Genomic DNA, 14970 nt, shown 5'->3' on the forward strand with positions numbered 1-14970 from the left:
GATAGCGCGCGTACGGCGCAACCGGGCGGCGCGCTGGATGCGGGCAGCGCGGCGCGGCGCAAGCTGCCGGTGGTGCTTGCAAGACGGTATCCATGCCGGCGAGATCGATGGCAAAGACGCTGGTTTTCTGTCCCTGCGCAAGATGCTGGACGGCAAGACCGGTAAAGGCGTGCTCGACAAACTGGTGTTAGGTGTTCGTGCCGGTGTTCAACGTCGATGGCCACGAGCGCTTCGGTACCTGGAACCACCCCAATCAGCGTGACCCCGAACAAATGGGCTGGCGCACTACTGCACAGACCCTCAATCTCAACCGCGACTACCTCAAAGCCGATGCGCCGGAAATGCAGGCGGTGCTGCGGCTGGTGCAGCAGTGGGATCGGCTGATGTACGTGGACCTGCATGTCACCGATGGAGCCAAGTTCGAGCACGACGTCTCGGTGAAGGTCGAGCCGGTGCATGCCGGTGCATGCCGGCGATGCCATGCTGCAGCGCGACGGCACACGCTGGCGCGATGCGGTGATTGGCGACCTTGCAAGACAAGGCTCGCTGCCGCTGCCGTATTACCCCTCGTTCGTGCACGAAGACGACCCGACATCGGGCTTCGCCGATACTGTATCGCCGCCGCGCTATTCGCATGGCTATTTCCTGCTGCGTAACCGCTTCGGCATGCTGGTGGAAACCCACTCGTGGAAGACCTACCCGGTGCGCGTGCGGGCGACCTGCAACGCAATCGTATCGGTGCCGCAGCAGGCCGCGCGCAACGGTGCGCAATGGCGTGCCGATACACTGGCCGCCGATCAGCGTGCGACCAAGCTGGCTGGCGAACCTCAGCCATTGCGATTCGCTGCTGACCCGGCCACGCGCACCGTCGCCTTCCGTGGCTATGCGTACGCGCGCGCACCCTCTCCGATTTCCGGTACGTTGATGACGCGCTACGACGAAACCAAGCCGCAACTGTGGAAGGTGCCGTTACGCGATCGGCTCAAACCCGACGTGGTAGTGGATGCGCCACGTGGCGGCTCTCTGGTGCCTGCTGCACAGGCTGCGCTGGTGGCAGAGAAACTACGCCTGCACGGCATCGCCTTCGACACCATTGCCACTGCCGGCGAGTACCCGGTGCAGAGCTTCCGCGCAGACAAGGCGACATTTGCGCCGCGCTCCAAACCAGTTGTACCCGGTGTTGCGCACTGCGCAGACGCAGTTCTGACGCCGCGCCCACTGCCGGCAACCATCTGAATCTGATCCTGCGCCCAAAGGCGCCATTCATACTCGGCACTGCGGGCCCTCCCTTGATTGCAACCGCACCACAAGGATCTATCGCGTGTCATACCTCGATATGAAAACGTTTACGCACCCAGCTCCACGCTGTCTAGTGATCACGATCGCACTCGGCATGAACTCGACATGACCAATCCCGGCGGCAATGCAGTGGCCGGCCTCGCTGCGACCACTTGGCCCGGCCTGACGATCATCCATCCGTGCTCGCCGTTGCATGCGCTGCGCGCGGCATTGCCGAACGTGCAGATCGATGAAGTGGATTGGGAAGGACCGCAATGCTGCCGCACGCGCGGTCAGGGCTATTGTCTGAGATGCGTTGACAGCTTCGTGCGCAACTTGCACAATCGGTCCTCTGAGTCGCCCAGGTGGCGGAATTGGTAGACGCACTAGCTTCAGGTGCTAGCGGGGGCAACTTCGTGGAGGTTCGAGTCCTCTCCTGGGCACCACGACTCAACAGTAGATCGCAAAAAACCCTGCTCAGGCAGGGTTTTTTGCGTTTGCAAGGTCGGTATGCGGAGTTAGCTGGCCGCTCGCACGCCAAGTGACCGCATTGCGATGACGCAAGCAGGTCTCAAACAGCGGACCCGCCTGCGCACCGGGTTGCTACGTGCCTGCCAAAGCCAGCTCTCGATAGTCGGTCAGATAATGCTCTGGATCGATATATTCCGAGAAACGCGCATCAACAGCGAAGGCGCCTCGGATTCGGCGCGTCTGGCAGGTACAGCTCGCCGCCGCCTTCGTTGATTATCGACAGCACGTACGGACGCTCCTTCAGCTGGATGGTGTAACGCGGGTCCTTGTGCGTGGCGTTAGAGTGGCTAAGAAAACTAATGCCCACCAGCAGCCGCAGCGCCACCGGCACCTACGCCGAACGGCGGTTTGGCCAGCCACAGGAAAAAGACGATCGCCAGGAAGGTCCAGCCGAGCAGATAAAAGATGTCGTTGAAACCCATCTGCGAGGCTTGGTGATTGATCATGTTGTTGAGCGATGCCGCGCCGCGTTGCAGGTCGCCCTGACCCATTGCGGTGACCTGTTCCCGCATGCCCGGCGCGTACACCGAAATGTGCTCGGTGACGTGCGCGTGGTGGATCTGAGTGCGACGTGCCCACAGATACGTGGTGAGCGATGCGGCGAAGCTGCCCCCCAAGGTGCGCAGGAACGTGGCGAGACCGGAGCCTGAGGCGATTTCGCGCCCATCCAGATCCGACAGCAGAATCTGCAACACTGGCATGAAGAACAGCGCCACGCCAACCCCCATTACCAATTGCACGGTGGCCACGTGGTTGAAGTCCACCTGCAGGTTGAAGTTGGAGCGCAAGAAGCTGGTGAACGACAAGAAGATAAAAGCAACAGTGGCGAGCATGCGCAGATCGAAACGCAACGCGTACTTGCCCACAAACGGCGTCATCAACACCGGCAGAATACCGATCGGCGCGGTGGCAAGGCCAGCCCAGATGGCGGTGTAACCCATGTCGCGTTGCAGCCATTGCGGGATCAGCAGACTTACACTGAAGAACGCTGCGTACGCCACTACCATCGCCAAGGTACCGGCGCGGAAATTGCGATGCCGGAATAGCTTGAGATCGACGATGGGGTCCTTGTCGGTGAGTTCCCAGATCACGAACACCACCAGTGCGATTGCCGCGACACAGGCCAGCACCACGATCTTGTCGGAGGAGAACCAGTCCTCGTCGTTACCCAGATCAAGTACCAACTGCAACGCGCCCACGCCGACCACCAGCAGGATCAGGCCGATGTAATCCATGCGCGGCTTTTCCAGCTGCTCGGGACGATGACGCAACTGCGCGCCGACAATACTGCTGGCAATGATGCCCAGAGGCACGTTGATCAAAAAGATCCATTCCCAGCTGTAGTTGTCGGTGATCCAGCCGCCGAGAATCGGGCCGGCGATCGGCGCCACCACGGTGATCATGGCCAACAACGCAAGTGCTTGCCCGCGTTTTTCGCGCGGATAGATCGACACCAGCAGACTCTGGGTGATCGGGTACATCGGCCCGGCAACGAAACCTTGCAGCGCGCGTGCGACCACCAGCATGCCCATGCTCTGCGCGAGCCCGCACAACAGCGATGCGATGGTGAACGCCAGTGTGGACCACACGAACAGCTTGGTTTCGCCGAAGCGACGGCTTAACCAGCCGGTCAGCGGCAACGCAATCGCGGTGCTGACCGCGAACGAGGTGATGACCCAGGTAGCCTGCTGCGCACTGGCACCGAGATTACCGGCGATCGTCGGCAGCGAAACGTTGGCGATAGTGGTGTCCAGCACCTGCATGAACGAGGCCATTGCCAGGCCCATGGTGCACAGCGCCACACTTGCCGGGCGAAAGCCGGCGGCGGGCGCCGGTGCCGAAGGGCCGCCGGGCGCGGTGGGAGCTTGCGAAGACATGGTGGCTTAGCTCGCCTTGGAAGCAGCCTGCGGCGGCAGGTTGTCCTGAATGATGCGCTGGATATCCGCGTCGGCGGCCTGCAACTGCTGCGCATACACGTCGGTGGAGAACACCGCGCCGTTGGCGAGTTTGGTTGGCAATACGCTGCCCTGCTGGTCACGCAAATTGACGTCAACCTTCATCGACAGACCAATGCGTAGCGGATTGCTCGCCAGCTGCCTGGAGTCCACCGCGATGCGCACCGGCACGCGTTGCACGATCTTGATCCAGTTGCCGCTGGCGTTTTGCGCCGGCAACAGCGAGAACGCGCTGCCGGTGCCCAGGCCTAAGCTCTCGACGCGGCCGGCGTAGTCGACGCCACCGCCGTATAGATCCGAATGCAGCTCCACTCGCTGGCCAAGACGCATATGCTTGAGCTGGGTTTCCTTGAAGTTGGCTTCCACCCACACTTGCTCCAGCGGCACCACCGCCATCAGCACGCTGCCCGGCTGTACGCGCTGGCCGACCTGCGCCGAGCGACGTGCGACGTAGCCGGACACCGGCGCAACCACACCGGTACGCATATGGTTGAGATAGGCCTGACGCAACTGCGCGGCGGCGGTCTGCACGTCCGGCTGGTTGGCCACGGCGCTGTCGTCGACCAATACACGATTACGCTCGAAGCTCTCGCGCGAGCCACTGACTGCGGCTTCGGCTGCGGCCAATTCTTCGCGGGCATGCGCCAGTTCTTCGTTGGAAATTGCGCCGCTGGCAGTCAGGCCCTTACGACGTGCGAAGTCGGCACGCGCACTGCGCAGCGTGACCTCACGCGCCGACAATTCGGCCTGTGCGCCTTCGACGCTGCGGTACAGACCACGCACCTGACGCACGGTCTTGGCGAGGTTGGCTTCGGCCTGCTGCAACGCGACCACGGTGTCGGCCGGGTCGAGCTGCACCAGCACCTGGCCACGCTCTACGCGCATGCCGTCTTCGGCGCCGATACTGACCACGGTACCGCCCACCATCGGGGTGATCTGCACCTGGTTGCCCTGCACATACGCATCGTCGGTGTCCTCATGCCAGCGGCCGACCAGGAAGTACCACACCACGATGGCGATGATCGCCATGATCACCGCAATGGCCACGATGCGCAGCAACGCACGGCGCTTGCTCGGCATCGCCGGTGCAGGGTGGGGAGATATAGAAGTCGTCTGGTTCATCGTGGATGTCTCAGAAATTCGGTTGTACGGAAACGGGCACGGTGTGTGCGGTATCGCGCGCAGGCTCCGGCGTGAATCCGCCGCCCAGGGCACGCTGCAACCTCACCGCAGCCACAAGTTGTTGCGATTGCAGGCTGGCCATGCGCTGGCGTGCGAGCAGCAATTGCTCCTGCACGCTGAGCACGTCCAGATAGCTGCCGATGCCGGCGCGGTAGCGCTGTTGTGCGATATCGACGGCAGCGCTCACGGTCTGCACGGCGTCGTTCTGCGCACGCGCACGTTGCTGCAGCGAGCGCACCGCATTGACCTGGTCGGCCACTTCGCGCAGCGCGTCGAGCACCTTCTGGTTATAGTCGGCCACCGCCAGGTCGTACTGCGCATCGCTGCCGGCCAGGTTGGCGCGCAGCTTGCCGCCGTCGAAGATCGGCAGGCTCAAGGCCGGAGCGACCAGACCGAGCACCGACCCGCTTTCCAGCAGCTTGCCGACGTCGGGATTGATCACCCCGCCTAGCGCAGCAAGGTTGAGGCTGGGATAAAAGCGGGTCTTGGCGACTGCAACGTCCTTATCGGCCGCCTCCACGCGCCAGCGCGCGGCCACCACATCGGGACGACGGCCCAGCAGATCGGCCGGCAGGTTGCTCGGCAATTGCGTGGCGATTGCCGCAGCCAACACCGGGCGTGCGATGTCCAACCCGCGGTCCGGGCTCTGCCCGACCAATGCAGCCAGCAAGGTGCGGGCCTCATCGATCTGCTGCTGCGCGGACTGCACCTGCTGCTGCGCAGCCGGCACGCGTGCCTGCGCCTGACGCACCTGCAACTCGCTGTCGATACCGGCACCGCGGCGTTGCCGGGTCAGCTCCAGCGTCTGCTGCGCGCGGGTCGCCTCATCGTTGGCCACATCGTGCAGGCTCCAGGCGTAGGCGAGCTGCGCATAGCCTTCGGCAATCGCCGCCGATAGGTTCAGGCGCGCCGCCTGCGCATCCACTTCGGCCGCATGCGCCTGATCGACAGCCGCTTCCCACGCGGTGCGCTTGCCGCCCCACAGATCGACGCCGTAACGGAAATCCAGCACTACCTGCATGCTGCCGCCGTAACTGCCGCCGAGCTCTTCGCCAACCATCGATTCGGGCAGTTGCAGGCCGGTGTAGCCGCCGGATAGCGACAGGCTCGGGCCGCGATCGGCCTGCGTCTTACCGGTGCGTGCTTGGGCCTGACGCAGGCGAGCGTCGGCCGCAGCGAGGCTGGGGCTGTGCTGCAGGCCTTCGGCGATCAACGCGTTCAATTGCGGGTCGCCCAGCGCGCGCCACCAATCGCTGGCCGGCCACGCGGCCGTACTCAGGTTGGCTTGTGCCAGGGTGCGCTCGGCATGCAGCGCGCCAGATTCCAGCACCGCGCCTTGCGGAGCCAGACCACGGCTACTGGCGCAGGCGGCCAGCGCCAGCGCCAGTACGGTCAAGACGAGCGGGCGCGCCAGACGCATCGAACGCGGGCGCAGCGTCTGGATCCGGGAACTAGCAGTGTTCATGCGTTGAGTGCGTCGCGGACACGGATAAGAAGAGAGATGAGTTGTTCGCGCTCGGGGGCGGCCAGATCACCCAGGCCGTGTTCGATCGCACGCTCGCCGCGCAGCTTCAGCCGCTCCCACAACGCCACGCCTTGTTCGGTCATGACGATCTGCAGCGCGCGTCGGTCCTGGGCATGCGGTGCGCGGCGCACCGCGCCAAGCGCTTCCAACTTGTCGAGCAGTCGGGTGACCGCGCTCGGTGTCTGGTCCAGCGCCAACGCCAATTCGTTGGCCGTGCAAGGCGAGCGCACCGCCAGGATCTTTAGACCGACGTAGTGGCTGAAGCCGACGTCGGGCAATTCGCCCTTCATCTCGGCGTCGAGCTGGCGCACCAGCGCGTCGCGCACCTGTCGCAACAGCAAGCCGAACGACGGTGCGGTGGTGGAGAGGTCGTTCATGGACGACCATTTTGTTCCTAAAAATATATTTGTCAAAGCAAATATCTTATCCAGTATTAAAACGCCGGTAAGGATCGTGAAGATATAAGCCGCCTGCGCTGGCTCGGTAATACAATTGCGCCAATAACTGTGTGAAGCTGCCGGGCCGATGCGCGGCTTGGGCGTGGTGGTCCGGTCGGATGCCTGCGCAGCACTGCCCATGCAAGGCGGCATGATTCGCCTGACCTGGCTTGCCCGCGAGGTGATCCTGCGTGCCGCCAGCTGGCCGCAGGATCAGCCCCGGCGCTTTCGTCCGCCTGTTCCACCGCCATTTAGGCGCCCCGACCACGCGTTATCTGGCCGGCGCGCGCGCGGGTGGCTTGGCATCCCCCGCCGCATCCGGATAATCGGCGCTCTTCGAGTCCGCGCTGCGGCGCGGGTTTCTCTTTCGTAGGACCTGCCTTTACATGACCGATCTGACCCGCCCCACCTTCCACGGCTTCGAACAGTTGCCGCTGCGCGAGTACGCCGAACGCGCCTATCTCGACTATTCGATGTACGTGGTGCTCGACCGCGCCCTGCCGTTCCTGGGTGACGGCCTGAAGCCGGTGCAGCGGCGCATCGTCTTCGCGATGAGCGAGCTGGGCCTGAATGCCGCCGCCAAACCGAAGAAATCCGCGCGCACCGTTGGCGATGTGATCGGTAAGTACCACCCGCATGGCGACAGCGCCTGCTACGAGGCGCTCGTGCTGATGGCGCAGCCGTTTTCGTACCGTTACCCGCTGATCGAAGGCCAGGGCAACTTCGGCTCCACCGACGACCCCAAGTCGTTCGCTGCGATGCGCTATACCGAATCCAAGCTCACTCCGATCGCCGAAGTGCTACTGGGCGAAATCATCCAAGGCACCACCGATTGGGCACCCAACTTCGACGGCACCCTGGAAGAGCCGACCTGGCTGCCGGCACGCCTGCCGCACCTGTTGCTCAACGGCACCACCGGCATTGCCGTGGGCATGGCCACCGACGTGCCGCCGCACAACCTCAACGAGATCGTCAGCGCACTATTGCGATTGCTCGATTACCCCGAAGCCACGGTCGCCGAGCTGTGCGAACACGTGCTCGGCCCGGACTACCCGACTACCGCCGAGATCATCACCCCGGTCGCCGACCTGCGTGCGATCTACGAGACCGGGCATGGCAGCGTGCGCGCACGTGCGACCTACAAGAAAGAACATGCCAACATCGTCATCGACGCGCTGCCGTATCAGGTATCGCCGTCCAAGGTGATCGAGCAGATCGCCCAGCAAATGCGCGCCAAGAAGCTGCCGTGGCTGGAAGACATCCGCGACGAATCCGACCACACAAGCCCGGTGCGCGTGGTGCTGGTGCCGCGTTCCAACCGCGTCGATGCCGAACAGCTGATGGGCCACCTGTTCGTCACCACCGATCTTGAGCGCAGCTACCGCATCAACCTCAATGTAATCGGCCTGGATGGCCGCCCGCAGGTCAAGAATCTGCGCCAGCTGCTGAGCGAATGGCTGACGTTCCGCAGCGATACCGTGACCCGTCGCCTGAACCATCGCCTTCAAAAAGTCGAGCGTCGCCTGCACCTTTTGGAAGGCTTGTTGATCGCCTTCCTCAACCTGGATGAAGTGATCCGCATCGTCCGCAGCGAGGACGAACCCAAGCCGGTGCTGATCGCCCGCTTCGCGCTCAGCGAAGAACAGGCTGAATACATTCTGGAAACCAAGCTGCGCCAGCTGGCGCGCCTGGAAGAGATGAAGATCCGCGGCGAGCAGGAAGCCCTCGCCAAGGAACGCGCACAACTCCTGGCCATTCTCGAAAGCAAGACCAAGCTGAAGAAACTGATCAAGGACGAACTCACCGCCGACGCCAAGAAGTTCGGCGACGCGCGTCGCTCGCCGTTGGTGCAGCGTGGCGCGGCGCAGGCGATCGACGAGACCGAAATGGTCGCCAGCGAACCGATGACCGTGGTGCTGTCGGAAAAGGGCTGGGTACGCGCGGCCAAGGGCCACGAAGTCGATCCGGCAGGCATGTCCTACCGCGATGGCGACAGCCTTCTGGCCGCAGTGCGCAGCCGCAGCACGCACCAGGTGGCATTCCTGGATTCGGAAGGCCGCGCCTATTCCACCGCAGTGCACACCCTGCCCTCGGCACGTGGCAATGGCGAACCGTTGACCGGGCGTTTTTCGCCGGCCTCGGGCGCCGCGTTCCAGGTCATGGCCAGCGCCGACAACACCAGCCGCTTCGTGCTGGCATCCTCGCACGGCTACGGTTTCGTCACCCGTTTCGAAAACCTCACCGGTCGCAACAAGGCCGGCAAGGCGATGCTCAATTTGACCACCGGCGCGCATGTGCTCACGCCGGCACACGTGACCAACCCGCAGACAGACCGCATCGTCGCCGTCACCAGCGCCGGCAATCTGCTGGCAGTGCCGGCCAGCGATGTGCCCGAGCTGGACAAGGGCAAAGGCAACAAGATCATCGAAATCCCCAAGGCCAAACTCGGCACCGAGCGCGTGGTCGCGGTGGTCGCGGTGGCACCGGGCAACACGCTGCTGGTCCGCAGCGGCGCACGCACCATGAGCCTGTCGTTCAAGGATCTGGACACGTATGTAGGCACGCGTGCGAGCAGAGGATCGTTGTTGCCGCGCGGGTGGCAAAAGGTGGATGGGCTGGACGTGCAGTAACAGTTATTCGCCAACCCGGCGCGCATTGGCGCGTTTGAAACCGCGGTCGCCTCAGGCCACTGAGGCGCCGCAAGCAGCTTTCCCCCTGCCTGCAGGGACATCTGCGGCGATACGTTTGCGCTGGACGCAAGCGTGCTGGCCGGCTGCGCAGCCCCGATCGCTGTGGCCCGCCGAGCTGCGCCGACGTTATCTGGACACCGTCGTCAACATGACCATGCGGCATGCACCGCATGGCATCTTTCTCTCGCCACTGCCAACCAAGTGGTCAACACCTCCAGCAAGCAGCCTTTAGCCGACGAAGACCGCATGCAGGAGCCGAGGCGCACGAACAGCAGTTGCCGATCCGGTCAACTCCCCCGCCGGTTACTCGCCAGGCAGTTCGCAGATCGCCGTGCTCAACCCGCCACATGGCCCTTGTCGATCTTCGAGGTCTGGTACAGCTCCAGACCGATCCGCTTGATCAAGCCCAGCTGCTGCTCCAGCCACCAAGCGTGATCTTCTTCGGTGTCCTGCAACTGCTTGAGCAGCATGTCGCGGCTGACGTAGTCGCCGTGGTCTTCACACAGCTTCATGCCTGCAGCGAGTGCGGCGCGCACCTCGTATTCGACCACCAGATCGCGCTCGAGCATCTCCACCACGGTCTTGCCCGGCGCAAACTCGGCTGGGCGCATGTCCGGGTCGCCTTCCAGGAACAGGATGCGCCGCAGCAGCGCGTCGGCGTGCTCGGTTTCCTCCTGCATTTCATGATTGATGCGCTCGTACAGCGCCATCAAGCCCTGATCTTCGTAGCGCCGCGAATGCAGGAAATACTGGTCGCGTGCCGCCAATTCGCCGCGCAGCAGCTGCTTGAGGTAATCGACGACTTCGGGATGGCCTTTCATAGTGTGCTCCAGCAACGCAATGCGCGCATGGTGCCCCAAGCCGCCGGGGAATGATCTAATCGGAATCACTTTCAGTTGCGCTTGTGGCAAGACCCACCACGGTCACGACCAGCGGCCAAACTTCAACCGAACTCTAAGGAATGAATAATGCGCAAATGGCTGGGCGGGTTGTTGCTGGGAATCGTGGTGCTGGCCCTGGCAGCCAGCGTGACTCTCTATCTGTTGCTGCGCGGCAGCTTGCCGCAGTTGGATGGCGCCAGCGCCCTCGCCGGCATTGCGGCACCGGTCAACGTGCAGCGCGACGGCTTGGGCGTAGTCACCATCGATGCGGCCAGCCAGATCGATGCCATGCGCGCGCTCGGCTATGTGCACGCGCAGGAGCGCTATTTCGAGATGGACCTGATGCGCCGCGCGCCAGCCGGTGAGTTGTCCGAATTGTTCGGTGCTGCCGCGTTGGAGCTGGACAAGCGCAACCGCGTGCATCGCTTGCGCGCACGCGTGCAGGCCAGCATGGAGATCGCGGCCGGCAGTCAACGCGCAGCCTTGCAGGCCTACACCGACGGCGTAAACGCAGGACTGGCGGCCTTGCGCGTGCGGCCATGGCCGTACCTACTACTGCGGCAGAGACCGCGCGCCTGGACGCTGGACGATTCCATCCTCACCGGCATGGCGATGTACGCCGAGCTGCAGGACAACGACAACCAGACCGAACTGGCCAACGCCCGCATCCACGCAGTGGTGCAGCCGGCACTGGCAGCACTGCTCGACCATCATGGTTCCAGCTGGGATGCGCCGCTGTTCGGGCCGGCTCTGGGCGATGCCGTGCTGCCAGATGCTGCCGCAGTGGATCTGCGTCGCTTGCCGCACCCGGCCACCGCACCGAGCGCCGAGCAACCGACGCCGGGCAGCAACAACTTCGCCGTGGATGGCAGCCTCACTGCCGACGGTCGCGCCATCGTCGCCGACGACATGCATCTGAGCCTGCGCGCGCCCAATATCTGGTTTCGCGCGCGCCTGCGCTACCCCGACACCAATGCGCCCGATGGCAAGGTGGACGTCACCGGCTTCACCCTGCCCGGCCTGCCGGCAGTGGTGGTCGGCAGCAACGGGCATGTGGCCTGGGCATTTACCAACAGCTATATCGACACGGCAGATTTTGCGCGGATTCCGCCGGCCACAGCGGCGCATTCGCAGCCACTCACCACGCATGTCGAAACGATTCGCGTGGCAGGCGCTGCACCGGTGCGATTTGAAGTACGCGAGGCAGCCTGGGGGCCGGTCCTGCACGAGAACCCCGATGGCAGTCTGCTGGCGTTGCGCTGGGCCGCACAGCTACCCGGCGCGATCGGTCTGGACTTCGCTCAGATGAGCACTGCAGGCGATCTGCTGGCCGCGTTTGCGGTGGCGGATCGCTCGGGCATTCCTGCGCAAAATCTGCTGTTGGCCGATCGTAACGGGCGCATCGCCTGGCGCCTGATCGGCGCGCGCCCGGCACGCAATGCGGGTTGCAGCGCGAGCGGTATTGCCGAAATTGCCACCTCGGCGCCGGGGACGAACGCCACGCCGCTCTCGCGTGCGGATGCGGCAGCAGCGCAGCCCTCGCCCTCGGGTTGTGTGCCATGGTCAGTGCGCAGCGACGATGCGCCTGCGCTGATCGATCCACCTACGCACCGGCTATGGACCGCCAACAACCGCATCGTCGATGCGCAACAGCTGGCCACGCTCGGCGACGCCGGCTACGACCTGGGCGCGCGTGCGCAGCAGATCCGCGATGATTTGTTCGCAAAGCAGCGCTTTACCGAGCGCGATCTGCTCGCCATCCAGCTCGACGATCGCGCGTTGTTGCTCAGGCGCTGGTGGGAGCTGCTGCGCAGCGTGGTCGAGCACAGCAAAGACCCGGCGCTGCAACAGATCGAACTCGCCAAACTTGATTGGAACGGGCATGCCTCCACCAGCTCGGCCAGCTATCGCATCGCACGCGATTTTCGCAGCATGACCATCGATGCAGTGGAAGCCGGTTTGCTGGGACCGGCCAAATCCGCGCTTGGCGACGACTTCCTGCCACCTCGTCGCGCGCAGTTGGAAGGCATCGTCTGGCCGTTGTTGCAGCAGCGTCCAGCCAATCTATTGCCGCCGACGTATACAAGTTGGGATCAGCTGCTCGCCGACGCAGCGCGCAGCGCGCAGGCAGACTCGATCACGCAAGGCGAATCGGGCGACCAGCTCGGCCAGCGCACCTGGGGCGGACGCAACACCGCTGCCATCTGCCATCCGATGACACGCGCATTGCCTGCCATCGCCAGGCGCTGGCTGTGCATGCCGCCCGACCAACTGCCAGGCGATCGCGACATGCCACGCGTGCAGGGTCCTGCCTTCGGCGCCTCCGAACGCATGGTGGTGTCACCGGGCCACGAACGCGACGGCATCGTACATATGCCGGGCGGCCAGAGCGCACATCCGTTGTCGCCGTTCTGGGGAGCGGGCCATGACGATTGGGTGCATGGCAGACCAACGCCGTTCCTGCCGACGACAACGCTTTACACGCTGCAGTTACAGCCGAAGTAGGCGCACGCTGTGCTTGCCTCTCCTGCGGGCGAAAAGGCACGGCTTGCGCCGCGCCGCAACCGCGGGTCGGGTCGGGCGTCGGAATTGAGGACACGGACGCAAGCGATGCACTGGATGCAACCCGATGCGGCTGCTTCCGTTGGTTCCACTGGCACGCCGCGCAGCAGGTGACACGAGCCTTCGCGCTTGCTCTCTTCCGCGCTTCGGGAACCGTCTCCCCTTGAAGCGGGCAATGTGCAGAAGCGAGAAGGAATTCTCCGCACCTGCGCACGTCTGGCGGTCTGTGCAATGCAGCGAGCGCCCCATGCCAAGATACATTTGATAACCATTCCTATTAGTGACCAATGTGCTCCACGCTTCTTCCAACCGCGCTCGTTGCTGCGCTCGCTGTCCCCTCCCTGCCTGCTTTCGCTCAGCGCACCACCACGCTACCTACCGTCACCGACCTGGATGGCCTTGACGTCATAGGCCGCGCGCAGACGCTCTACAAATCCGAGGACGCGGCAGTGGCCACGCGTACCGATACGCCGCTTGCGCTGGTGCCGCAGTCGGTGCAGGTGCTGCCGCGTGAGTTGATCGACGACCAGGCCGTACGCCAGATCAACGATCTGTATCGCAGCATCAGCGGCATCGGTTTCTTCAGCTATGCCGGCGTGACCTTGCGCGGATTCCGCCAAGAAAACGTGTTGTACGACGGTCTGCGCGGCGACCCGTATGCCGGCTTCTCGGTACCGCAGTTGTTCGACATCGAACGCGTGGAAGTGCTCAAGGGCCCGGTCGGTGCGCTGTACGGCGGCGGCGAACCGGGTGGCGTGATCAACTACGTGACCCGCAAACCCGGTCATCAGGCCGCACGGCGAGTGGAGCTGCAAGTTGGAGCTGCAAGTGGGCAATCAGTCCTTCGGTGCAGCCTCCTTCGAAGCGACTGGCCCTGCGCGCGAAGACGGCCGCATCGTTACCGCATCGGTGCCTATGCCGATGGCGAGGATGGCTTTCGCTGGAACACCGATAGCCAGAGCCAGATCGGCGATGCGTCGGTGGCAGTAGTGTGGATGGCGTCAATCAACTCTCCGCACTCGGTCTGGTCCGCAGCGAAGGCCTGGAAATGGACTTGCTGGCCGACCTGACCGAGCGTTGGGTGCTCAACCTGACCTACGCCTGCAATGATGCACGGGCGCTCGATGCTGGCACCAACGGCATCACCAATGCGTCCGGCGATCGCTTCGCCAATGCACCGCGTAATACATTCGGTCTGTGGACGCGCTACGACCTGCGGGCCTGGCGCTGCGCGGTTGCGTTTGGTGCCGCTTACGTGGGCGAACGCGTCAGCCTGGATGGTCAGCGCGTCAAGCCGTATGCGATCTACGACATCAGCTGGCAAACGCAGTGGAATGCATGGAAGCTGCAGATCAACGTCAAGAATCTGTTCGACAAGGTCTACGCGGTGAGCGGCTTCAATACACGCGCAGGACACTTCCCGGGCGAGCCGCGACGCATCTATGCACAGTTGGCATACAGTTTCTGAGAGCAGCAAACGAGAGTCTGTTAGGAACATCCCTCACGCGCTTGACGTGTCGTTAGCGGTCAGCATGTGACACGCGCGCGCCGCTACTTGAGCGGCAATGGCATTGGCCGGACACCTCGAGTGGAAGACGAAGCGTAATGAGCAGTCGTCATCCACACGCTGACTGCGCGCTCATATCGCCTGGCGTGCACGAATGGCACGTACCGATCTCGAGCATTGTCGGTGCGCGTTTGACGGCTGCAAAGCAGTTTTTATGGCCGCTCTCAAGTGTGACGTTCGTCAGCTACCATTACGCGCTCCAACGCACACTTGCGGACTGAACCACGGCAAGGCAATGAACCTGCGCCGAATAATGCAGGTGCGCGTCCGCTGGAACTTAACGTCTGTTGGGAGACACTAGAGACCGTCGCGATCTGGAGTGGTTTCCACACCATCGCCTTTCTCCCTATCACTGACCGGAA

7 protein-coding genes, 1 tRNA gene and 5 pseudogenes are annotated in these 14970 nt (G+C 63.6%); 7 read left to right on the forward strand and 6 right to left on the reverse strand.

Annotated elements, in window-relative coordinates:
• Positions 1-27 precede the first annotated feature (27 nt).
• From J5I97_RS11375 to J5I97_RS11380, 3 genes and pseudogenes are all read left to right on the forward strand, one after another.
• Positions 28-1161 (forward strand): annotated as a pseudogene (locus tag J5I97_RS11375) (M14 family zinc carboxypeptidase); the annotation flags it as partial.
• A 237-nt stretch (positions 1162-1398) separates the two neighbouring features.
• Positions 1399-1579, forward strand: a pseudogene (locus J5I97_RS19985) (hypothetical protein); the annotation flags it as partial.
• A 58-nt stretch (positions 1580-1637) separates the two neighbouring features.
• Positions 1638-1724, forward strand: a tRNA-Leu gene (locus J5I97_RS11380).
• Positions 1725-1881: 157 nt separating this feature from the next.
• On the opposite strand, the pseudogene J5I97_RS19990 reads toward J5I97_RS11380, so the two are convergent.
• The 5 genes and pseudogenes from J5I97_RS19990 to J5I97_RS11400 all read right to left on the reverse strand — a co-directional run.
• Positions 1882-2101, reverse strand: a pseudogene (locus tag J5I97_RS19990) (hypothetical protein); the annotation flags it as partial.
• 4 nt (positions 2102-2105) lie between these two features.
• A complete protein-coding gene (locus tag J5I97_RS11385) occupies positions 2106-3686 on the reverse strand; it encodes a DHA2 family efflux MFS transporter permease subunit (protein ID WP_208586609.1) in 1581 nt (526 codons plus the stop codon).
• A gap of 6 nt (positions 3687-3692) precedes the next feature.
• Positions 3693-4886: an efflux RND transporter periplasmic adaptor subunit gene (locus tag J5I97_RS11390; RefSeq protein WP_208586610.1), complete on the reverse strand. Its 1194-nt coding sequence runs from the start codon at positions 4884-4886 to the stop codon at positions 3693-3695.
• 10 nt (positions 4887-4896) lie between these two features.
• Positions 4897-6411: an AdeC/AdeK/OprM family multidrug efflux complex outer membrane factor gene (locus J5I97_RS11395; protein WP_208586611.1), complete on the reverse strand. Its 1515-nt coding sequence runs from the start codon at positions 6409-6411 to the stop codon at positions 4897-4899.
• Positions 6408-6848: a MarR family winged helix-turn-helix transcriptional regulator gene (locus tag J5I97_RS11400; RefSeq protein WP_208586613.1), complete on the reverse strand. Its 441-nt coding sequence runs from the start codon at positions 6846-6848 to the stop codon at positions 6408-6410. Before J5I97_RS11400 ends, J5I97_RS11395 begins: the two co-directional genes overlap by 4 nt.
• A 133-nt stretch (positions 6849-6981) precedes the next feature.
• Here J5I97_RS11400 and J5I97_RS20565 point away from each other — a divergent pair.
• Together J5I97_RS20565 and parC are read left to right on the forward strand one after the other, a co-directional pair.
• Positions 6982-7128, forward strand: a pseudogene (locus J5I97_RS20565) (AraC family transcriptional regulator); the annotation flags it as partial.
• A 166-nt stretch (positions 7129-7294) separates the two neighbouring features.
• Complete coding sequence (gene parC / locus J5I97_RS11410; protein WP_208586615.1) at positions 7295-9538, forward strand: DNA topoisomerase IV subunit A; 2244 nt, start codon at positions 7295-7297, stop codon at positions 9536-9538.
• 395 nt (positions 9539-9933) lie between these two features.
• On the opposite strand, the gene bfr is transcribed toward parC, so the two are convergent.
• On the reverse strand, positions 9934-10419 hold the full coding sequence (gene bfr / locus J5I97_RS11415) for a bacterioferritin (protein WP_208586617.1): 486 nt from the start codon (positions 10417-10419) through the stop codon (positions 9934-9936).
• A 147-nt stretch (positions 10420-10566) separates the two neighbouring features.
• On the opposite strand from bfr, the gene J5I97_RS11420 reads away from it, so the two are divergent.
• Together J5I97_RS11420 and J5I97_RS11425 are read left to right on the forward strand one after the other, a co-directional pair.
• Positions 10567-12984, forward strand: coding sequence for a penicillin acylase family protein (locus J5I97_RS11420; protein WP_208586619.1), 2418 nt, complete (start codon positions 10567-10569; stop codon positions 12982-12984).
• A 344-nt stretch (positions 12985-13328) separates the two neighbouring features.
• A pseudogene (locus J5I97_RS11425) lies at positions 13329-14509 on the forward strand (TonB-dependent receptor domain-containing protein).
• Positions 14510-14970 lie beyond the last annotated feature (461 nt).

Origin of the sequence: Xanthomonas fragariae, assembly GCF_017603965.1 — a bacterium.
Lineage (GTDB): Bacteria > Pseudomonadota > Gammaproteobacteria > Xanthomonadales > Xanthomonadaceae > Xanthomonas > Xanthomonas fragariae_A.

Bases quoted from the DNA above. Each gene is read 5' to 3' on its own strand.
- J5I97_RS11395 (WP_208586611.1), bottom strand. From the start codon at position 6,411: ATGAACACTGCTAGTTCCCGGATCCAGACGCTGCGCCCGCGTTCGATG.
- J5I97_RS11420 (WP_208586619.1), top strand. From the start codon at position 10,567: ATGCGCAAATGGCTGGGCGGGTTGTTGCTGGGAATCGTGGTGCTGGCC.
- J5I97_RS11390 (WP_208586610.1), bottom strand. From the start codon at position 4,886: ATGAACCAGACGACTTCTATATCTCCCCACCCTGCACCGGCGATGCCG.
- J5I97_RS11400 (WP_208586613.1), bottom strand. From the start codon at position 6,848: ATGAACGACCTCTCCACCACCGCACCGTCGTTCGGCTTGCTGTTGCGA.
- parC (WP_208586615.1), top strand. From the start codon at position 7,295: ATGACCGATCTGACCCGCCCCACCTTCCACGGCTTCGAACAGTTGCCG.
- bfr (WP_208586617.1), bottom strand. From the start codon at position 10,419: ATGAAAGGCCATCCCGAAGTCGTCGATTACCTCAAGCAGCTGCTGCGC.
- J5I97_RS11385 (WP_208586609.1), bottom strand. From the start codon at position 3,686: ATGTCTTCGCAAGCTCCCACCGCGCCCGGCGGCCCTTCGGCACCGGCG.